24 protein-coding genes are annotated in these 17,756 nt (G+C 69.1%); 12 read left to right on the forward strand and 12 right to left on the reverse strand.

Annotated elements, in window-relative coordinates; genetic code table 11:
* Position 1 precedes the first annotated feature (1 nt).
* A complete protein-coding gene (locus tag ASC79_RS10875; protein WP_056015732.1) occupies positions 2-505 on the reverse strand; it encodes a GNAT family N-acetyltransferase in 504 nt (167 codons plus the stop codon).
* 158 nt (positions 506-663) lie between these two features.
* Between ASC79_RS10875 and ASC79_RS10880 the strand changes: the two genes are divergently transcribed.
* Positions 664-1,317 carry a DsbA family protein gene (locus tag ASC79_RS10880; RefSeq protein ID WP_056015735.1) on the forward strand — a complete coding sequence of 218 codons (654 nt, stop codon included), beginning with the start codon at positions 664-666 and terminating at the stop codon, positions 1,315-1,317.
* Here the strand turns inward: ASC79_RS10880 and ASC79_RS10885 are convergent.
* The 3 genes from ASC79_RS10885 to ASC79_RS10895 all read right to left on the reverse strand — a co-directional run bounded on the left by ASC79_RS10885 (position 1,304) and on the right by ASC79_RS10895 (position 3,200).
* Complete coding sequence (locus ASC79_RS10885) at positions 1,304-1,513, reverse strand: dodecin (RefSeq protein WP_056015737.1); 210 nt, start codon at positions 1,511-1,513, stop codon at positions 1,304-1,306. The two genes, ASC79_RS10880 and ASC79_RS10885, sit on opposite strands and share 14 nt — an antisense overlap.
* 215 nt (positions 1,514-1,728) lie before the next feature.
* Positions 1,729-2,493, reverse strand: a complete 765-nt coding sequence (locus ASC79_RS10890) for an outer membrane protein (protein WP_056015740.1) — start codon at positions 2,491-2,493, stop codon at positions 1,729-1,731.
* 347 nt (positions 2,494-2,840) lie between these two features.
* Positions 2,841-3,200, reverse strand: coding sequence for a nuclear transport factor 2 family protein (locus tag ASC79_RS10895; protein ID WP_056015743.1), 360 nt, complete (start codon positions 3,198-3,200; stop codon positions 2,841-2,843).
* Between the two features lie 137 nt (positions 3,201-3,337).
* Between ASC79_RS10895 and ASC79_RS10900 the strand changes: the two genes are divergently transcribed.
* Both ASC79_RS10900 and ASC79_RS10905 read left to right on the forward strand, forming a co-directional pair.
* On the forward strand, positions 3,338-4,057 hold the full coding sequence (locus tag ASC79_RS10900) for a dienelactone hydrolase family protein (RefSeq protein WP_056015746.1): 720 nt from the start codon (positions 3,338-3,340) through the stop codon (positions 4,055-4,057).
* 2 nt (positions 4,058-4,059) lie between these two features.
* On the forward strand, positions 4,060-4,422 hold the full coding sequence (locus tag ASC79_RS10905) for an EthD domain-containing protein (RefSeq protein WP_056015749.1): 363 nt from the start codon (positions 4,060-4,062) through the stop codon (positions 4,420-4,422).
* Between the two features lie 239 nt (positions 4,423-4,661).
* Here ASC79_RS10905 and ASC79_RS10910 read toward each other — a convergent pair whose 3' ends face one another.
* Positions 4,662-5,102 (reverse strand): DUF983 domain-containing protein, encoded by a 441-nt coding sequence (locus ASC79_RS10910; protein WP_056017856.1) that lies wholly within the window; start codon positions 5,100-5,102, stop codon positions 4,662-4,664.
* Positions 5,103-5,185: 83 nt separating this feature from the next.
* Here ASC79_RS10910 and ASC79_RS10915 point away from each other — a divergent pair, with 83 nt between their 5' ends.
* On the forward strand, positions 5,186-6,559 hold the full coding sequence (locus ASC79_RS10915; RefSeq protein ID WP_056015752.1) for a PLP-dependent aminotransferase family protein: 1,374 nt from the start codon (positions 5,186-5,188) through the stop codon (positions 6,557-6,559).
* A 4-nt stretch (positions 6,560-6,563) separates the two neighbouring features.
* Here the strand turns inward: ASC79_RS10915 and ASC79_RS10920 are convergent, their stop codons facing one another.
* A complete protein-coding gene (locus ASC79_RS10920) occupies positions 6,564-6,947 on the reverse strand; it encodes a hypothetical protein (RefSeq protein WP_056017859.1) in 384 nt (127 codons plus the stop codon).
* Between the two features lie 84 nt (positions 6,948-7,031).
* Positions 7,032-7,559, reverse strand: a complete 528-nt coding sequence (locus ASC79_RS10925) for a VOC family protein (RefSeq protein ID WP_056015754.1) — start codon at positions 7,557-7,559, stop codon at positions 7,032-7,034.
* Positions 7,560-7,788: 229 nt separating this feature from the next.
* Between ASC79_RS10925 and ASC79_RS10930 the strand changes: the two genes are divergently transcribed.
* Together ASC79_RS10930 and ASC79_RS10935 are read left to right on the forward strand one after the other, a co-directional pair.
* The gene (locus ASC79_RS10930; protein WP_200937159.1) at positions 7,789-8,652 is read left to right on the forward strand and encodes an HAD family phosphatase; all 864 of its coding nucleotides are present in this window, start codon (positions 7,789-7,791) and stop codon (positions 8,650-8,652) included.
* A 38-nt stretch (positions 8,653-8,690) separates the two neighbouring features.
* Positions 8,691-8,936, forward strand: coding sequence for a DUF3297 family protein (locus ASC79_RS10935; protein WP_056015763.1), 246 nt, complete (start codon positions 8,691-8,693; stop codon positions 8,934-8,936).
* 11 nt (positions 8,937-8,947) lie between these two features.
* Here the strand turns inward: ASC79_RS10935 and ASC79_RS10940 are convergent, their stop codons facing one another.
* Positions 8,948-9,127, reverse strand: coding sequence for a hypothetical protein (locus tag ASC79_RS10940; RefSeq protein WP_056015765.1), 180 nt, complete (start codon positions 9,125-9,127; stop codon positions 8,948-8,950).
* A gap of 99 nt (positions 9,128-9,226) precedes the next feature.
* Here ASC79_RS10940 and ASC79_RS10945 point away from each other — a divergent pair, with 99 nt between their 5' ends.
* Complete coding sequence (locus ASC79_RS10945; protein WP_056015768.1) at positions 9,227-10,156, forward strand: LysR substrate-binding domain-containing protein; 930 nt, start codon at positions 9,227-9,229, stop codon at positions 10,154-10,156.
* Between the two features lie 111 nt (positions 10,157-10,267).
* Here ASC79_RS10945 and ASC79_RS10950 read toward each other — a convergent pair whose 3' ends face one another.
* Positions 10,268-10,678, reverse strand: coding sequence for a hypothetical protein (locus ASC79_RS10950; protein WP_156378233.1), 411 nt, complete (start codon positions 10,676-10,678; stop codon positions 10,268-10,270).
* A 333-nt stretch (positions 10,679-11,011) separates the two neighbouring features.
* Between ASC79_RS10950 and ASC79_RS10955 the strand changes: the two genes are divergently transcribed.
* Positions 11,012-11,233, forward strand: a complete 222-nt coding sequence (locus tag ASC79_RS10955) for a hypothetical protein (RefSeq protein ID WP_156378234.1) — start codon at positions 11,012-11,014, stop codon at positions 11,231-11,233.
* Here ASC79_RS10955 and ASC79_RS10960 read toward each other — a convergent pair.
* Entirely contained in the window at positions 11,230-12,012 is a 783-nt protein-coding gene (locus ASC79_RS10960) for a siderophore-interacting protein (RefSeq protein ID WP_200937161.1), read from the reverse strand. The genes ASC79_RS10955 and ASC79_RS10960 overlap by 4 nt on opposite strands.
* A 1,128-nt stretch (positions 12,013-13,140) precedes the next feature.
* The gene (locus tag ASC79_RS10970; protein ID WP_056015781.1) at positions 13,141-14,121 is read right to left on the reverse strand and encodes a LysR family transcriptional regulator; all 981 of its coding nucleotides are present in this window, start codon (positions 14,119-14,121) and stop codon (positions 13,141-13,143) included.
* A 108-nt stretch (positions 14,122-14,229) separates the two neighbouring features.
* Here ASC79_RS10970 and ASC79_RS10975 point away from each other — a divergent pair, with 108 nt between their 5' ends.
* Genes ASC79_RS10975 through ASC79_RS10990 form a run of 4 tightly spaced genes read left to right on the forward strand, consistent with a single transcriptional unit; the run spans position 14,230 to position 17,359 of the window.
* Positions 14,230-15,462 (forward strand): NAD(P)/FAD-dependent oxidoreductase, encoded by a 1,233-nt coding sequence (locus tag ASC79_RS10975; protein WP_200937163.1) that lies wholly within the window; start codon positions 14,230-14,232, stop codon positions 15,460-15,462.
* A gap of 11 nt (positions 15,463-15,473) precedes the next feature.
* Positions 15,474-15,821 carry a nuclear transport factor 2 family protein gene (locus ASC79_RS10980; RefSeq protein WP_056015784.1) on the forward strand — a complete coding sequence of 116 codons (348 nt, stop codon included), beginning with the start codon at positions 15,474-15,476 and terminating at the stop codon, positions 15,819-15,821.
* Complete coding sequence (locus ASC79_RS10985) at positions 15,818-16,894, forward strand: phosphotransferase (RefSeq protein WP_056015787.1); 1,077 nt, start codon at positions 15,818-15,820, stop codon at positions 16,892-16,894. Before ASC79_RS10980 ends, ASC79_RS10985 begins: the two co-directional genes overlap by 4 nt.
* 60 nt (positions 16,895-16,954) lie before the next feature.
* Positions 16,955-17,359, forward strand: coding sequence for a hypothetical protein (locus ASC79_RS10990; RefSeq protein WP_056015791.1), 405 nt, complete (start codon positions 16,955-16,957; stop codon positions 17,357-17,359).
* On the opposite strand, the gene ASC79_RS10995 is transcribed toward ASC79_RS10990, so the two are convergent.
* Positions 17,356-17,727: a hypothetical protein gene (locus ASC79_RS10995; RefSeq protein WP_156378235.1), complete on the reverse strand. Its 372-nt coding sequence runs from the start codon at positions 17,725-17,727 to the stop codon at positions 17,356-17,358. The two genes, ASC79_RS10990 and ASC79_RS10995, sit on opposite strands and share 4 nt — an antisense overlap.
* Positions 17,728-17,756 lie beyond the last annotated feature (29 nt).

Consider the following 17,756-nt stretch of genomic DNA (forward strand, 5'->3'; position numbering starts at 1 on the left):
CCTAGACTTCCCGACGCATGAACACGCGCGCGGTCTCATCGAGCCCGCGCGCTTCGTGTTCGGCCCGGATCTCCGCCAGGCCCGGCGTCAGCTCGCCCACCTCCGCGAAGCCCAGCCGCGCGTAGTACGGCGCGTTGAACGGCACGTCCTTGAAGGTCGACAGCGTCAGCGCCGGCCAGCCCCGCGCCCCCGCCAGGTCCGCCACCGCGTCCAGCAGCCTCGCCCCGATCGCGCGCCGCGCGTGGCTCGGAGCCACGTCGATCTGTTCGACATAGGCGCAGCCCTCGACCGGCCGGAACATCACGAAGGCGACCGGCGCCCCCGCCTCGGCGGCGACCAGCAGCCCGCCCTCCCCGATCCGCGCGGCCAGGATGGCGGCGTCGGTCGGCTCGTCATCGGCGAGCGCCGCCCGTTCCGTGCCAAGGAAGCGCGTCGCCGAAAGGCGTTCGATGTCGCGGACGCGCTCGATCTCGTCGGCGCGCGCAGGGCGGATGTGGAGGGTCATATGGATGCCTGGTCAGAAGGGATCGCCGCGCCGCTCGGGCGAGCGTGAAAGCTTGTTCGCGAAAATTGCGGACTTCAGGCTTTCAAGGATCGTGGTCTCCATGCGGCTCGCCCAGGCGGCCCCCGCGCATTACATAGACCGCACGAGAGGAAGCCGCCATGCAGACGCCCCGCCTGATCTACTTCGCCGACCCGATGTGTTCGTGGTGCTACGGCTTCTCGCCCGTCATCACCCAGATCCGGCAGACCTTCGGCCGGGCGCTGCCGATCCAGCTGGTGATGGGCGGACTGCGTCCTGGAACGGAAACGCCCTCCACCGAACAGTCCCGGACCGAACTGAAGGTCCACTGGGAACACGTGTATGAGGCGACCGGCCTGCCGTTCGACGACGCCGTCCTCGACCGGCCCGGCTTTCTCTACGACACCGATCCGGCCGCCCGGGCCGTGGTGCGCGTGCGCCGCCACGACGGAGAAAAGGCAGTGCTGTTCCTGCGCCGCCTGCACCACGCCTTCTACGCCGAGGGTCAGGACGTGACCAAGGCCGAGGTCCTGGCCGGCCTCGCCGCCGAGTTCGGCGTCGAGCGCGACGCCTTCCTCGCCGACTTCGAGACCGACGACCTCAAGCACGAAACCTGGAACGACTACGCCACGGCCCAGCGCGCCGGCGTCACCGGCTTCCCGACCCTGGTCGGCGGCCCCAACGAGGAAGGTCACTACGGCATCGTCAACCGCGGCTATCAGCCGGCGCCGGCCGTGCTGTCGGTCCTGCACCAGTGGCTGGGCACGGAGCCGGACGCCGCTACTCCAGCGTAAAGCCGACCTTCAGCAGCACCTGATAGTGCGCGACCTTGCCGTCCTCGACATGGCCGCGCACCTGGATCACCTCGAACCAGCGAATGTTGCGCACCGTGGCGCTGGCCTTGGAGACCGCCGTCTGGATGGCGTCCTCCACGCTCGAGGTCGATGACCCCGCCAGTTCCAGAAGCTTGTAGACATTGTCGTCGGCCATCTTCCGTCTCCCTTGCGTCTCAAGGAGAAACGGACGCGTAGCCGCGGCGGTTGCCGCTAGGCTTCGCGCTTGGGCGCGGCCGGACGCTGCGCGGCCCGTTCGAGCAGGACCTGCCGCAGGAGGCGGCCGACCTGATCGCCTTCCTGATCAGCGACCGGGCCGCCACCCTTCACGGCGCGGAATCGACGGCGGCACGGCGCCGACCGCCTGAGCCGTCAGAACTTGTAGTCCATCCCGATCCTCAGGAGGTTCGCCCGCGTGTCGGATTCCGTCGTGAACGCGGCATAGCCGTTTGGCGTCACCCACGTGGCCCTCACTTCGCCGAAGTCGGTGTAGATCCACTCGCCGCGCACCGACACGTTGTCGCTGAAGGCGTAGGCGCCGCCGAGGCCTGCGGCCCAGCCGGTCTTGGTGTCGTCGTCGGTGAAGCTTCCGGTGTTCCCCAGCGCCCGGTTGTCCGTGTAGCTGGCCTTCACCTCGATGTTCGAGACGGCCAGGCCGGCGGTGCCGTAGATCATGTACGGCCCGCTCGCCCAGCCGATGCGCGGCCGCAGCGTCCAGACCCAGTCGGTGCTGACCTCCTGGCTGAGGGTCGCGGTGATCGGCGGATTGAGCACCGACGGCAGGATGATGGAGTTCGACCGGCTCTGGCCGATGTCCATCCAGCCGACATCGGTCTCCAGCCCGAACACCCAGCTGCCGGTTTGGTAGTTTAGCCCGCCCTGGACGCCCCCGGTGAATCCCGTGTCGTTGCTGTCTTCGGCGATCGGCGCGTTGAGCACGGCGATGTCGCGCGGATCGATCGGCGCGGCGCCGCGCCCAGGCTCGATCCGGGTCTTCATCGAGGTGTCGCCCCAGCTGGCGCCGAGGTTGCCGCCGACATAGAACCCGGTCCAGTCGTAGTCCTCCTGGGCCAGGGCCGAGGCGGGCGCGAGCAGGCTGATGCAGCCGGCCGCCGTCAATGCGAGCTTGAGAGACATGGCTATCCCCTCTCATTTTTGGGTTGGGCGACGCCCGCTCAGGCCTGGACCGCCTTCGGCGAAGGACCGCCGAGGTCGAGCTGGGCATCTTTAAAAAAGAAGCGCTTGAAAGCGTCGCTGGAGGAGTCTCCAGCCCAGTCATTCTGGCGCCGCCGGCGGCCCACGCCTATATCGGGTCGATGCCCCATCGGGTCATAAGGCGCAGTTACTGGCTGGATCGGCCACGACAATGCGCCGCCATTTGGCCACGGATCTTCATAGATCTTCGAGGGCCAAGAAAGGATGGCGCGACATGCTTTCACATGCCGCGCCAATGCTTACAGAAGATGTTGAGACGCGTACCCGCCCTAGCCCGGGATCTGGTCCAGGAAACCGGTGACGCTCTTCAGGCGCCCATCCTCGACCCGGACATAGTCGGTGCCCTTGATCGGGGCGTCGGCGCCGTCCGGGCCCAGGCCCCAGGAGAAGCGGACATGCTCACCGTGGCCGTCCGGCTCGCCGATCAGCGCGAAGCGGAAGCCCGGGAAGCGCTCCTGCACCCCGGCGATCAGGGCGTCGACCCCGGCGTGGCCCTCGACCGCGGCCATCGGGTCCACATAGGTGGCGTCGCCGCTCCAGGTGTCGGCGATCATCGCCTGGCGGGCGGCGACGTCGGTCTCGTTCCAGGCGGCGATGTAGATTTCGGCGATGTCGGCGGCGTTGGTCATCGGAAAGCTCCTTGTTGATGAGCCGACCATGCCGGCCGGGCCGAGGCCGCGCGATTACCCGCCAGGTAACGTAGGGACCGCCTTGCGAAGCCCGCATCCCAGCGCCTAGCGTCGGTCCGCCCAAGGGAGGACCGCGCATGGACAGCCATATCCGCACCATCGAGTACCATCGCGACGACGCGCTGCACGACGGGGCGCTGGTGCTGCCCGACGGAGCGACGGCTCCGCTGCCCGGCGTACTGGTGTTCCATGGCTGGGAAGGCCGCTCCGAGGGCCAGGAGGCCTTCGCCCATAAGCTGGCCGGCCTCGGCTACGGCGCCTTCTGCGTCGACCTCTATGGCAAGGGCCGGCGCGGCGAGACCCCGGCCGAGTGCGAGGCGCTGATGACCCCGCTCGTCCAGGACCGCGCCGAACTGCGCCGGCGCCTGCTGCACGTGGTCGAGGTGGTCGCCGCCCTGCCCGAACTTCGCGCCGACCGGCTGGCCGCGATCGGCTTCTGCTTCGGCGGGCTGTGCGTGCTCGACCTCGCCCGCGCCGGCGCGCCGCTCAAGGGCGTGGCCAGCTTCCATGGCCTGTTCACCCCGCCCGGCCTGCCGACCGCCAGCCCGATCGCCGCCAAGGTCGCGGCCTATCACGGCTGGGACGACCCGATGGTGCCGCCCGCCGACGTCGTCGCCCTGGGTCAGGAACTGACCGCCGCTCAGGCCGACTGGCAGATCCACGCCTTCGGCGGCGCCAAGCACGCCTTCATGAACCCCGGCGCGAACCTGCCCGACATGGGCATCGAGTATCACGAGCGCACCGCGCACCGCGCCTGGACCGCCATGGCCGGCTTCCTGGGCGAGGCGCTGGCCTGATCATGCTCAAGCTCACCTTCGCCCTGGTTCGGCGGCCCGACCTGACCCGCGAGCAGTTCCAGGACTACTGGCTGAACACCCATGCCCCGCTGGTCGCCAGCGTGCGCGACGCGCTGCGCATCAGGCGCTACGTCCAGTTGCACAGCCTGCCGCTGGATGCGTCCGCCGCATTGCGCGACGTACGCGGCGGACCGGAGGGCTTCGATGGCGTCGCCCAGCTCTGGTGGGACAGTTTCGAGGACATGGCCGCCGCCGAGCCGCAGGCGGCCCGCGCCGCCGGAGCACTGCTTCTGGAGGACGAGAAGCGATTCATCGACCTCTCGCGCTCACCCCTATGGTGGGGCCACGAGCACGTCATCTTCTAAGCACGGTAAAGAAAAAGGCGCTCCCGACCAAAGCCGGAAGCGCCCTTTTAGCCTGTCCCCACAGGCGGACCTCGTCGCCGTCATCGGCGCCGCGTCGAAACGATGGCGTCTTTATGACGGAGGCGATGAGTCCATCCAATTAACATTCTTGTCGCAGTTGTTCCGCAGGCGGACTTGCCACCACAAAATGCGTGAACGTGGCGCCGAGAACACCCTACCACAGATAGAACTTGATCTGATTACGCCGCCCGGTCGCGCGCCTTGCCTCTCAGGCCGAACCCGCCCTCGCCATGACCGCCCAGGCTGGAGAACCGAGCCTCCTCGGCCTTGTGGAAATACTGCGAGGCCACCAGCCACGCCTTGACGGGCCTGAGGCCCCCCAGGCAGCCGAGGATCAGGGCCGGGAACACGGTCACCGCATGCACCCACAACGGCGGGTGATAGACCACCTCGACATAGGTGAAGACGGCGATGACGATCATCCCGATGGCGGTCATCACGAAGAAGGCGGGACCGTCAGCCGGATCGGCGAACGAGAGATCCAGGCCGCAGGCGTCGCATTCCTTGGCCATGGTCAGGAAGCCGCGGAACAGCTTGCCCTTGCCGCAGCGCGGGCAGCGGCAGGTCAGGCCCGAGATGATGGGCAGCGGGGGATCATAGGTGGGTTCGGCGTCGGCCATGACCATGTCCTATTACATACAATCGTTGCATTGATGCCTACAATTGCCTATCAATGTATGGATACTGAGCGCGGATAGCAAGCATGGCCTCCCCTGCGACCCTTTGGCTGCGGCGCGTCGAACGCGGCGACGGCCCGATCTACTTGGCCATCCTGCGCGGCCTTGAGGCCGCCATCGCCGACGGCGAACTGCAGGCCGGCGAGCAGTTGCCGCCGCAACGGGCGGTGGCCTCGGCGCTCGGCGTCGACTTCACCACCGTCACCCGCGCCTACACCGCCGCCCGCGCCCGCGGGCTGGTCGAGGGCTCGGTCGGCCGCGGCACCTTCGTCGCCGGCCGCGCGGCCGAAGACGAGGCGGGCCTCGTCGATCTCTCCATGAACCTGCCGCCCCCGCCCAAGGGGCTCAACCTCGGGAAACTCCTGAAGGAGACCGCCCAGGCGGTGCTGGAGCGCACCGACGCCCAGGCGCTGATGGCCTATCACCCGTCCGGCGGCTCGCTGGCCCAGCGCACGGCCGGCGCGACCTGGCTCGCGCCCTGCCTGGGGCAGGTCGCGCCCGATCGCATCGTCGTCGCGCCAGGGGCCCAGGCCGCCCTGACCGCCGCCCTCGCCCTGCTCGCCCGCCGCGGCGATGCGGTGATCGTCGAGCCGCTGACCTATCCGGGCCTGCGTTCGGCCGCCGCCCTGCTCGGGCTGCGCCTGGTTCCCTGCCCAGTGGACGAGGACGGCTTCGATCCCCAGGCCCTGGCGCGGCTCTGCGCCGAGACCGCCCCGCGCGCCATCTACTGCATTCCGACCCAGCAGAACCCGACCGCCGCGACCATGAGCGAAAGTCGCCGCCGCGCGATCGCCGCGCTCGCCCGCACCTCCGGCGTGCCGATCATCGAGGACGACGCCTACGGCCGGCTGCCGGCCGATCCCGTGCCCGCCATCGCCGCCTTCGCGCCCGAGATGGTCTGGCATCTGGCCACCACCGCCAAGGCGCTGTCTCCTGGCCTGCGGATCGGCTTCGTCGCCGCCCCCGACGCGAGCGCCGCCCAGCGCCTGGCCGAGGCCTTGCGCGCCACCACCCTGATGCCCGCCCCGCTCAGCGCCGCCATCGTCACCGCCTGGATCCGCGAAGGAACCGCCGAACGCGTGCTGGCCGCCGTCCGCGCCGAGGCGTCCGAGCGCCAGGCCCTCGCCCGCCAGATCCTGCCCGCCGCCAAGGGCTCGCCCGAAGGCATCCACATCTGGCTCGACACGCCCGACCACTGGCCGGGCGAACGCCTGCGCGAGACCGCCCAGAGCCGGGGCCTGTCCCTGGTCACCGCCGACGCCTTCGCCGCCGCGCCGGGCGCGCGCGCCGGCCTGCGCATTTCGCTGGGGGGTCCGTCCAAGCAAACGGTGCTGGCCCAGGCCCTGCGCGGCGTCGCCGCCATCCTCGACGGCGAGCCCACGGGCCGGATGGTGGTCTGAAGACTCAGCCCGGGAAGGTCAGGTATCCGCGCTCGACCATGCGCCGCATGGCCTCATAGGCTTCGGTCAGTTCCTCGTAGGCGCTGCGCAGCGAACCCAGCCGCTCGGTTTCCTGCGCCGTCAGCGGGCGCGGCGTCTCGCTGAGCGCCAGGGCCTGCGCCACCCACTGGCTGCGCGCGACCGCCGCCGCCACCGCCAGCTTCTGGAACTTGCCCGCGTCGGCCTGGCCGAGCATCTGGCCGATCACCTCGCGGTTGGAGGCATAGGCCGTATAGTCGATCTGCTCGATATGCCCGCGCAGGCGCTTCTGGGCCTGCGGATCCAGCGACCCGTCGGGCTCGAAGTGATCGTGGCTCCGCCGCACGCTAGAGGTCCGGGTCACCGACATGCCGACCTCCCAGGTCGCAAGGACCCCCGTCATGCGAGGGCCCCGCCATCCTGACGGGCCGCGACTTAAGAGGGTGTTACGCCGTCACTTGAACGTCCGGATCGGATTGGCGCCGTCCCAGCCCTCGGCGACCTTGCGGATATGCTCGAAGGTTCGCCCCTTCGTGCCGCTGATGTCGGAGATTTCGACGACCGTCCCCGGATGCGCCTGGGTGTCGAAATAGGCGAACCGCCCCTTCTCGCCGCCGATCGCGCCCTCGTGGCCGACCACGTAGCCCAGGGCCAGCGCCTTGTCGTAGAGCCCCTGATAGTCATGGGTCCAATAGGACATGTGCTGCAGGCCCTCGAGGCCGGCGTCCAGGAACTCCTTGTACATCGACGGCGCGTCGTTGCGCTGCTGGATCAGCTCGATCTGCAGGTCGCCTGAGTTCGCCAGCGCAATGGACATCTTCACGTCCGACGGGGCGCCGCGATGCCGAAACCAGTCGGTCTTGACGTCCTCGATATAGAACCAGGGACCAACGCCCATGACTTCGATCCAATGCGTCATGGCCGCCTCGATGTCGCGCACGACATAGCCGTTCTGGCAGACCTTCCCGAATACCCGGCTCATGGTTCCTCCCGTCGCGGCCTGGCTCATAGCCAACGTTCGTTCGCCCCGGTGAGCAACACCTAACGAACGCGCGGGCCGTTCAGGTGGATCTCTGCGCCCGCCGCAGGGAAACCCCCGATAGGCCCCCTCCGGTCCGCGCGCCAAGCTCTCGGGCCCTGGAGGACCCGTCCTGACCCAATCGCTCCCGTCCTGGAATGACGCCGCAGCCCGCCGCGCCATCGTCGATTTCGTGACCGCCGTGACCACCGAGGGCGGCCCTGACTTCGTCCCCGCCGCCGAACGGATCGCCGTATTCGACAACGACGGCACCCTCTGGTGCGAGCAGCCGCTGCAGGTGCAGGTGCTGTTCACCCTCGACCGCGCCTCGGCCATGGCCATGGCCGATCCCGCGCTGGCCCAGCGCCAGCCGTTCAAGGCGTTCCTGGATCACGACATGGCCGCGATCCACGCCCTGGGCAAAGAGGGGGTGTTCGAGTTCGCCTTCGCCATCCACGCCGGCATGCCGGTCGAGGCCTTCCAGGACGAGGTGCGCCAATGGCTCGCCAGCGCCCGTCACCCCAAGCTCGACCGCCCCTATACGCAGGTCGTCTACCAGCCCCAGCTCGAGTTGCTGGCCTATCTGCGGGCGAACGGCTTCAAGACCTTCATCGTCTCCGGCGGCGGCGTCGACTTCATGCGCGCCTTCGCCGAGCACGTGTACGGCGTGCCGCCCGAGCAGGTCATCGGTTCCAGCGTGAAGACCGAGTTGCGCGAGACGAACGGCCGCTTCCAACTGACCAAGCTGGCGCAGCTGGACACCTTCGACGACCGCGCGGTGAAGCCCGCCAACATCTGGCTGCACATCGGCCGCCGGCCGATCCTGGCCTTCGGCAACTCTGACGGCGACCAGGCGATGCTGCGCTACACCCTCGACGGGCCGGGTCGGCGGCTGGCCCTGATCGTCCACCACGACGACGACACGCGCGAGAGCGCCTACGACCGCGATTTCAAGCTCAGCCCGCTGACCGACACCCTCGACCGCGCCGCCGAGTTCGGCATCCACGTGGTCAGCGTCAAGAACGACTGGGCCCAGGTCTTCCCGCCCGCCCGCTAACAGTTGGCAATCGCGCCCAGGAAGGCTAATCGGGCGCCATGAGCGACACACCTCCCGACCGGCTCTCCGTGAACCCGGCCAGCCCCCATCACGACGCCGCAGCGCTGGAGCGCGGCGTCGGCGTCCGCTTCAAGGGCGTCGAGAAGACCAATGTCGACGAATACTGCGTCAGCGAAGGTTGGGTGCGGCTCAGCGTCGGCAAGACCGTCGACCGCAAGGGCAACGCCATGACCGTCAAGCTGCAGGGCGAGGTCGAGCCCTACTTCCAGGACATCGCCGAGTAGCCCTCCGGCCGCTAATGCGGCCCGGAGAGACAGTGAAGGTCGCCGGGAACATAGCCGGCCGTCGTCGCCTTGCGCGGGTCAGCCCTGCCCTGACGCACCGCGCCCTTGCGCGCCGCCTGACCGAAGATCTCTTGCAGCCAGAGGACCCACCCGAAGGGAACGTCCTTATGAATCCTGTGCAGCTCTTCCATGGCTCTGACCCGCTCTAATCGCCTTTTTGCAAGGGAAAGATCGGCCCGTCGGCGCTTGATGACAAACGGGTCCTGCTGCGCTACGCATTAGGGCAGCTTATGTCAGACATCCTCGCCTCCATCCCGCTCAGCGCCATCCGCGTGTTCGAGGCCGCCGCCCGCCTCAAGAGCTTCACCCGTGCGGCGGAGGAGCTCGGCGTCACCCAGGCCGCAGTCAGCTGGCAGGTGAAGGCGTTGGAGAAGCGGCTCGACCAGCCGCTGTTCCTGCGCCTGCCGCGCGAGGTCGCCCTCACCGCTGCGGGCGAGCGGCTGTCACGCGCCGCCAGCGAGGCGGTCAGCGCCTTGCGCACGGCCCTGCTGGACATCACCGAAATCGGCGAAGGCGTGCTGTCGATCACCTCGCTGGCCACGGCCGCCAATCAATGGCTGGCGCCGCGGATCGGCGCGTTCCAGCTCCAGCATCCGTCGATCGCCGTCCGGCTGGACACCTCGACCCGCATGGTCGACCTCGCGCACGAGAACTTCGACGTCGCCGTGCGGTCAGGCGAAGGCGACTGGCCGGGGATCGAAAGCCACTACCTGTTTCCGCACATCCACGCCCCGCTCTGCACGCCGGCCATGCGCGAGCGTCTCGGCGGCCTGACCCGCCCGGAAGAGCTTTTCGATGCGCCCTTGATCGGCTCGCCGCAGGAATGGGCGGTCTGGTTCGCCGCCGCCGGGCTGGAACGCCAGGGCGCCGCCGATCTGCGCATCCCGCGCATCGCCGGCGACAGCCAGACGGTCGAGGTCGCCTCCGCGCTCGGCGAGCAGGGCGTCGCCCTCGCCTGCCCCTTCTTCTTCACGGCCGACCTGGAGGCAGGACGCCTGGTCATGCCGTTCCCGATCGTCGCCCACTATGGCGGCGGTCACTGGCTGGCCTACCGCGCCGACCGCAAGCGCGCGCCCAAGATCAAGGCGTTCCGCGAGTGGATTCTCGACTGCGTGGCGCAAGATCCCGTGCTGCGCGACTATCCGCCGCGCGGATCCTGAACGCAGCAACCGGTTCCCTTCGGGATCCAGCATCGTGGCTCGCGGATGTGCGCCATGGCCGCCTCCTGCCTCGCCCCTCGGGACTATGACAGGAAATGGCCGTCCGTGCGGTTAGGACGCCACGCAGGTCGACAGGTTCACCGGCCCGGTCGCCAGCCGCTTCCACTCGCCGCCGACCTTCTGGAATTCGGCCGTGGCCGAGGTGGGGCGGTACTCCGAACGCGCGCTGTCCCAGGCTTCCCAGCCGATGGCCGCGCCGATCTTGGCCGACATGCCGCCGGCCGCTTCCTCGGGCGAGACGTCGCGCAGGCCCTTGCAGGCCACTTCGAACGCGCGGCACTGCTCGCCGTCCGGCCGCCCCTTGCACTGCGGGTCGTTGGTCTTCAGCTCGGCGTGCCAGCTCCGGATGGCCACATCCAGCCCGGCGTTCGGGTCGCCCCCCTGCGCTCCGCCCTTCTCGCCGCCCTGGCAGGCCGCCAGTCCAAGCGCCGCCGTGAGGATCGCCATGGGTAGTATCTTCACCGTCTGCTCCGTCCAACACGCGCCCCGAAACGCAGGACGCAAAGGGGGAACGCTTAACGCGGCGAAGATGGCGAGCGCATGACGGCCGCGATGCAATCGGGCGAATTCCGCGCGACTGTGCAATCCACGGGCGCCCGCACAGTAGCGCTTGGGATTTTCGACGCCGCACCGACGCTTAATCAGCAGTCAGAACTCGCTTCTTAAGATCGCATTTACGGTAAACTTTCGTGACAGAGTTGATTTGAGTGGAAATCCCTCCGGCCTGCTCTACGACATCGGTTCAGGGGCGTCTTCTTGGTGAATCCCCGGTGACGGGCCAACGAGGGATCTGTCATGAAAGTATTGGCTACGACGGTTTTTGTTGTCGGACTGGCCTCGGCCTCGGCCGCGGAAACGCCAGCCTATGTCGGCGCACAAGCATCGGCGGCGGCGGCGGCGGCGGCCCCGGAAAGCATCGCCCTGCTCGACGGTCCGGACTTCATCATCGACCTGCCGCCCGGCGACCCCTGGGGCGCGCGCGCCGTGCCGCGCGCCGCTGAGCTCCCGCCAGGCTAGTGCTCGGCCAGGTGATCGTGGCCGCCGACCCGGCCCGGACGCCAGTAGCCTTCGCCGAAGATCTGATCCTTGTCCAAGCCCCGCGCCAGCAGATCATGGCGCTGGCGGCGAATGGTGCTCGTCTCGCCCAAAACATAGACATGCCCGCGCCCTGGCGGCAGCGGATGCGCGGCCAGCTTCTCGATCAGCCGGGCGCTTGACGGCTCGGCCGCCGCACCGCCGCGCAGCACCCACTCGATCGAGGCGCCTGGGCGACCCGGCTGCAGGCGTTCTTCGGCGTCGGCCACCTCGATGATCGCGTGCGCCGCCGCGCCGTCAGGCAGTTCCTCCAGCATCCCGAAGATGGCCGGCACGCAGGTCTCGTCGCCGACGAACAGCCGCCAGTCCGCGCCCGGCTGGATGACGTTGCGGCCCCGCGGACCGAAGGCGATCACCTCGTCGCCGGCCTTGGCCTCCAGGGCCCACCGCGCCCCGGGCGTGTTGCGGCTGTGGATCACGAAATCGATGTCGATCTGCCGCTGCTCGGGGCGGTAGCTGCGGATCGTATAGTGCCGCCGCCCAAGCCCGCCGGCGCCGTCGGGCAACAGCATCACCAGGTCCTGCCCGGCGCGCGGCTCGAACGGCTCGGCGCCGGCGACGCTCAGCGTCAGCCGCCGCATGCGCGGGGTCAGGTCCTCGCTCGACACCATGACCAGCCGCCGCTCGACCAGGCCCCGGCGGCGGAGCATTTCCAACATATCGGCCGCCGGCCGGGCCGGCTGTTCAGGGCTGGAACTCATGGCTTACGTCTCCCTTCAGTGAACATCTTCGATAGGTTTAGATATATCTATATAATGTCTGAACCATGTCGGTATGCAACGGTCCTGAAACGCTGCGGGTTTCAGCCTTCCGCCAGGCGTGTCACGGTCCACAATGGTTGACCCATTTGTTGTTGTCCGGGAATCCGTCAGTATTCTTGGCCACGGCTGGGCATAGTTGCTGCCCCGAAGCGGACCTCGGCGATGTCTGCGAGGGGTGGTTAGCGGACGCACGCTGCACTAGCGGGAACGCTGCAGCCGCCATCACCTACCGACGTATTGTTTTCCCGCAAATCGGTAAGCAGCGCTTCGACCGAGGGCACACTCGCCGCGACGTCGTGATCAGAGTAGATCAGCTCGACAGCTACGCCACCAGGAGCCCAGCCAGCCAGACGATCCAGGTGGCCGATCTTCTGTGTCGGCAAGACGTCAATGACTTGGCGCCGCACGACCGTCGGGCGGCCGAAAAGAGGCGGCCCATAGAATTCGCCTCGCTCGCGATTAGGGAGGGCGGACCTGCGCGCAGGGCCGCCCACACTGAGCAAATCGATGTCCGCGAGGCCGGCGTAGCGAGTGGGATCGGCCTCAGCGAGGCTACGCAACGTGCGCTGTCTAATCCAAAAGGTGGACTGTCGAGTTGGCTCAGTACGCGCTTCCTGACAGTAGACGTAATTTCCAGACACCCAGCGGTAGGGCAACTTCGGCCCATACTCCTCCGCCTCGAACTCGGCTTGTAGCGCCGCGGGTATCTGCCAGTCCACGCCATCGACGACAACGCGGACAACGTCTGCCGGCGCGCACGCTTGCTTGTTGGGCGCAGGTAGGCAGCCAGCAACCGCCAGCCCAACCATTGTGAGCGAAACCAGCTCCATGGCCGTGCCCGGCCGTCGCTTTCGCCTGGGCCTCTTCAATCTGGGCTTGTTCATTCGCCCGAGAGTAGGTGGCCAACCTTGAACGAATTGTAGGTCCGCAATGGGTCGCATGCGGAAATGGTGGGCGAGCCTGCATGCGGTCTCTCTGCCGGCCAGGGCCACCAACCCTGAGCGTCAAATTGCTGTCCGGACGGCTAGTGTAGTTTTTGACCGGCAGTCCGGCCATCAACGCGGAGTCCTAGGTCAAATACTCCGGGCCGCGACACAGGCGCGCGGCGGGAAACCGCGCTTCGGCTTCCTCCCAGAAAAGATCGGCGGCCTGATGGCGCCCCGGCGGCGCGCGCACCAGCGCCAGCTCGGTCTCCAGCGTCAGCCCCTCGACCGGACGGCGGATCATGTCGGGGTCGTCGGCGCCGCCAGTGCCGAACCAGCCCAGCGACACCGCCGGCAACCGGAACTGCCGTCCATAGCGCTCCACGCCCATGCCATGCGGTTCGGGCGGCACGACCAGGCTCGCGCCGGCCAGCGCCTTGCGCACCGGCCCCAGGATCGGCGTGCCGTGCGGGCCGCCGAGCATGGCGACGGCGACGCCCTCCAGGGCGGCCGGCGGCGTCTCCTCGAACTGCGCCAGCGGCGACTCCCGCGGCAGCAGCAGCCCGACCCGCTCTCGGCGCAGCACCAGACGCGTCAGCGTGTCCGGGAACATCACCTCGGCGGCCGGCTCGCTCTCCCACCTCGTCTGCGGGACCGCCACGCCCAGCATCAGCGCCAGGTCCGCCTCCCCGCGCAGCAGGGCCTCGCCCATCTCCCGCTGCCAGAGCGGCGAGACCGAGAACGGGACGTCCGGGTGGCGCGCGAAGAACGCTTCCAGCAACGCCTCGCGCTCGGGAATTCCGAACGTGTAGAGCGCCGCGCCGAAGATCAGCCGCCGGTGCGCCCGCCCGCGCAACTGACTGGCCAGACCCGCGAAGCGACGGCTCTCGGCCAGCAGGGTACGTGCCGGCTCCAACAGCGCCGCGCCCTTCTGGGTCAAGCCCACCCGCCGCGTGCTGCGCTCGAAAAGCTGGAAGTCCAGGCGCTGCTCCAGCTGCCTCAGCTGCGCCGACAGGGCCGGCTGGGTCACATTCAGCCGCTCGGCCGCGCGGCCGAAGTTCAGCTCCTCCGCCAGGACGACGAAGGCGCGCAGCAGTCGCAACTCGATCTCGGGAAGCGCGGCCATGACGATATATAAGCACCCGCTATAAATCGCGGCTACCTATTGATTAGACAGCGCCCTTTCGCCGGCGCGTACTGCTCGCAGAACGCGGGTACGGAGCGGGCGAGCATCGTGCAGACTTACGATCTGATCATCGTCGGCGGCGGCATCGGCGGCTCTGCCCTGGCGCTCGTCATGGCCGAGGCCGGACATTCGGTGCTGCTGCTGGAGCAGACCGACGTCTACGAGGACAAGGTCCGCGGCGAGTGGATCGCCCCCTGGGGCGTGGCCGAGACCCATCGGCTCGGCGTCTACGACCGGTTGGTCGCGGCCGGCGGCCACCACATCACCCGCCACGTCACCTATGACGAGTCGCTCGATCCGGCCGCCGCCGAGGCCGCCGCCCTGCCGCTCAACTTCTTCAAGGAGGGTGTTCCAGGTCCGCTCTGCCTGCGCCATCCGTTGCACTGCCAGACCCTGTTCGACGCCGCCAAGGCCGCGGGCGCCGTCGCGCTGCGCGGCGTGCAGGTCACCAGCCTCGCGGCCGGCGAGCGGCCCCATGTCGCCTATGAACACGGCGGCCAACCGCACGAGGCGTCTGCGCGGTTGCTGGTCGGCGCGGACGGGCGCACCTCCCAGGTGCGCGAGACGATCGGCGTCCCGCTGCATCAGGACCGCCCCCACCACTGGTTCGGCGGCCTGCTGGTGCGCAATGTCGTCGATTGGGACCCGCTGTTGCAGGCGATCGGAACCGAGGGCGACTTCGGCTTCCTCGCCTTCCCGCAGGGCGGCGGCACGGTGCGCGTCTACGGCGGCTACGCCCTCGACCAGACCCACCGGTTCAAGGGCGCCGACGGCCCGCGCCGCTTCCTCGACGCCTTCGACATGGGATGCAGCCCGGCCACCGCCAGCCTGGCCCGCGGCGAGCCGGCCGGGCCGCTGTTCAGCTATTTCAACGCCGACAGCTGGACGGACGAGCCGTTCCGCAAGGGCGCGGTGCTGATCGGCGACGCCGCCGGCTGGAACGACCCGATCCTGGGGCTCGGCCTCTCCATCACCTACCGCGACGTCCGCATCGTCAGCGAGCTGCTGAAATCCACTCCCGACTGGGAGCGCCTCGACTTCGAGCCCTACGCCGTCGAACGGGCCGAGCGGATGCGCCGGCTGCGGTTCGCCGCCAAGCTGCAGTCGACCCTCGACATGGAGTTCGGCGATGTCGCCCGCGAGCGGCGTCGGCGCCACTTCGAACGCGCCGCCGGCGATCCCAGCCTGCGCGCCCACGGGTTCGCCGTGATGGCCGGCCCCGAGGCCGCCCCCGCCGAAATCTTCACCGACGCGCACCGCGCCCGCGTGCTGGAAGCCTGAGAGAAACGCCCTTGCCCGACATCGCCGACTTCAACGCCCGCTGGCTGGCGGCCTGGACCCAGAAGGACGTCGAACGCCTGGTCGGCTTCTACACCGAGGACACCGTCTACAAGGACCCGCAGACGCCCGCCGGCCTGGACGGCCGCGCCGCGCTGCGCGCCTATCTCCAGGGTCTGTTCGCGGCGACGCCGGCCATGACCTACACCCCCGACGAGGTCTGGCCGATCCCCGGCGGCTTCTGCGGCCGCTGGTACTGCGACATCGCGGGCGGCGCGCGCCTGCGCGGCTTCGACCTCGTGATCTTCGAGGGCGATCTGATCGCCCTCAACGAAGTCTACGTCCACCAGCTTCCGGCATGAGCGCCGCCCGCCCGGACATCCGCGCGCCCGGCGAGATCGACGCCGCCTGGCTGTCGGCGGTGCTCGAGGCCGGCGGCGTCGACGCCGCGGTCCGCAGCTTCGAGGCCCAGCCCGTCGGCACCGGCCAGATCGGCGACAGCATCCGCTTTCGCCTGACCTACGATCGCCGCGGCCAGGACGCGCCCGACACCCTGGTCGGCAAGTTCCCCGCCGCGGGCGAGGCCAGCCGCGCCACCGGCGTCATGCTCGGCAACTACCTTCGCGAGGTGCGCTTCTACCAGCAGCTGGCCCCCACCGCCCTGGTCCAGACCCCGCGCTGCTACTTCACCGACGTCGACGAGGCGACCAGCGACTTCGTGCTGATGATGGAGGACCTCACCCCCGCGGTGCAGGGCGACCAACTGCTGGGCGTCAGCCTCGAGCAGGCGCGCCTGGTGGTCGAGCAGGCCGCCAGGCTCCACGCCTCGCACTGGGCCGACGATGGGCTGGACGAGTTGCCCTGGGTCTCCGGTTCCAAGGCCGCGCCGCCCAGCGCCGCCGACGAGGCCGCGGTCTCAGCTCTGTGGGCCGGCTTCAAGCTCCGCTACGGCGCCCGGCTGGACCCAGCCTGGGTCGAGGTCGGCGACTGGCTGGCGCCGCGGTTCGGCCAGTTCGCCCGCACCGAGGACGGCCCCCGCTGCCTGACCCACAACGACTTCCGGCCCGACAACATGATGTTCGGCACGGCGGCCGGCGGCCACCCGGTGACCGTCCTCGACTGGCAGTCCTTCGCCTACGGCTGCGGCCCGACCGACCTGGCCTATTTCCTGGCCGGCGCGCTGGCCCCCGACGTCCGCCGCGCCCATGAGCCCGAGCTCCTGGCGCTCTATCTGCGCACCCTGCAGGCCCACGGCGTCGTGGGCTTCGGCATGGACGAACTGAAGCCGCTCTACGGGCGCGGGGCCTACCTGCTGTTCGGCACCGCCTTCTTCGCCGCCATGCTCGTCACCCAGACCGACCGCGGCGACGAGATGTTCCTGCAGATGCTGGGCGCCGCCGCCGAGCACATGCGCGACCACGGCGTCGCCCGTTAACCCATTCAGCCTGCGTTCAGCGTGACTTTGCGAGGGTGCCGCCCAAGCAAGGAGGCGAGCATGAAGAAGCTCCTGACAGCGACCATCGCGGCGCTCACCGCGGCCGGCGCGATCGCCGCCAGCGCGGGCGCGGCCCAGGCCGAGCCCTACCGCTATTACGGCGACCGCCGTCACAACAACAACAACGACGCCGCCGCTGCGGCCATTGTCGGCGGCGTCATCGGCCTGGCGCTCGGCGCGGCCATCGCCGGCTCCAACAAGGACCGCTACGACAACCGCTACTACGGCTCGGGCTACTACGGCGGCGGCGACGGCTACTACGACAACCGCTACTATGGCGGCGGCCGCAGCTACGGTTACGCCCAGCCCTACGGCTACCGCGCGCGCACCTGCAGCAGCCGCGAGCGGGTCTACGACCCCTATAGCGGCCGTCGCGTGGTGGTCGAGCGGCGCTACGCCTGCTAGCGGCGCACGCCGCGGGCCACCAGCACGGCGGCCAGGCCCGCGGCGCCCAGGCCTAGCGCCAGTCCGACCGGGCGGCGCCGCTTGGGCGCGACGGTCACCCGGTGGATGCGTTCGCCCTCCACCGCCCACCACGCGCCCGAGGCCTTGTCGAAGCCATGCCGCTGGAACCGCCCCGCCCACTCGCGGGCCAGATCGGCGGCTTCCGCGGCGGATCGCCCTGTGGCGATGAAACTGCTATCAGGCGCCGTGCGTTTGGGATCGTCGTCCAGACGCCACGTCTCCCGCAGCACGTTGAACACGCGGCCAAGTGGCGCATGTGTGGAGATGGTGGGGCGACGACGCAGAAAGCGCTCGATAGACTCCGCCATACGCCGGTTCGGCTCCCTTCCGTTGATCA

The sequence above is a fragment of the Phenylobacterium sp. Root1290 genome (genome assembly GCF_001425305.1).
Taxonomy (GTDB): domain Bacteria; phylum Pseudomonadota; class Alphaproteobacteria; order Caulobacterales; family Caulobacteraceae; genus Phenylobacterium.

Bases quoted from the DNA above. Each gene is read 5' to 3' on its own strand.
- ASC79_RS10910 (WP_056017856.1), bottom strand. From the start codon at position 5,102: ATGGCCGACGCCGAACCCACCTATGATCCCCCGCTGCCCATCATCTCG.
- ASC79_RS10955 (WP_156378234.1), top strand. From the start codon at position 11,012: ATGAAAGTATTGGCTACGACGGTTTTTGTTGTCGGACTGGCCTCGGCC.
- ASC79_RS10960 (WP_200937161.1), bottom strand. From the start codon at position 12,012: ATGAGTTCCAGCCCTGAACAGCCGGCCCGGCCGGCGGCCGATATGTTG.
- ASC79_RS10875 (WP_056015732.1), bottom strand. From the start codon at position 505: ATGACCCTCCACATCCGCCCTGCGCGCGCCGACGAGATCGAGCGCGTC.
- ASC79_RS10995 (WP_156378235.1), bottom strand. From the start codon at position 17,727: ATGGCGGAGTCTATCGAGCGCTTTCTGCGTCGTCGCCCCACCATCTCC.
- ASC79_RS10990 (WP_056015791.1), top strand. From the start codon at position 16,955: ATGAAGAAGCTCCTGACAGCGACCATCGCGGCGCTCACCGCGGCCGGC.
- ASC79_RS10945 (WP_056015768.1), top strand. From the start codon at position 9,227: ATGTCAGACATCCTCGCCTCCATCCCGCTCAGCGCCATCCGCGTGTTC.
- ASC79_RS10885 (WP_056015737.1), bottom strand. From the start codon at position 1,513: ATGGCCGACGACAATGTCTACAAGCTTCTGGAACTGGCGGGGTCATCG.
- ASC79_RS10915 (WP_056015752.1), top strand. From the start codon at position 5,186: ATGGCCTCCCCTGCGACCCTTTGGCTGCGGCGCGTCGAACGCGGCGAC.
- ASC79_RS10970 (WP_056015781.1), bottom strand. From the start codon at position 14,121: ATGGCCGCGCTTCCCGAGATCGAGTTGCGACTGCTGCGCGCCTTCGTC.
- ASC79_RS10880 (WP_056015735.1), top strand. From the start codon at position 664: ATGCAGACGCCCCGCCTGATCTACTTCGCCGACCCGATGTGTTCGTGG.
- ASC79_RS10895 (WP_056015743.1), bottom strand. From the start codon at position 3,200: ATGACCAACGCCGCCGACATCGCCGAAATCTACATCGCCGCCTGGAAC.
- ASC79_RS10925 (WP_056015754.1), bottom strand. From the start codon at position 7,559: ATGAGCCGGGTATTCGGGAAGGTCTGCCAGAACGGCTATGTCGTGCGC.
- ASC79_RS10890 (WP_056015740.1), bottom strand. From the start codon at position 2,493: ATGTCTCTCAAGCTCGCATTGACGGCGGCCGGCTGCATCAGCCTGCTC.
- ASC79_RS10940 (WP_056015765.1), bottom strand. From the start codon at position 9,127: ATGGAAGAGCTGCACAGGATTCATAAGGACGTTCCCTTCGGGTGGGTC.
- ASC79_RS10900 (WP_056015746.1), top strand. From the start codon at position 3,338: ATGGACAGCCATATCCGCACCATCGAGTACCATCGCGACGACGCGCTG.
- ASC79_RS10935 (WP_056015763.1), top strand. From the start codon at position 8,691: ATGAGCGACACACCTCCCGACCGGCTCTCCGTGAACCCGGCCAGCCCC.
- ASC79_RS10920 (WP_056017859.1), bottom strand. From the start codon at position 6,947: ATGTCGGTGACCCGGACCTCTAGCGTGCGGCGGAGCCACGATCACTTC.
- ASC79_RS10985 (WP_056015787.1), top strand. From the start codon at position 15,818: ATGAGCGCCGCCCGCCCGGACATCCGCGCGCCCGGCGAGATCGACGCC.
- ASC79_RS10905 (WP_056015749.1), top strand. From the start codon at position 4,060: ATGCTCAAGCTCACCTTCGCCCTGGTTCGGCGGCCCGACCTGACCCGC.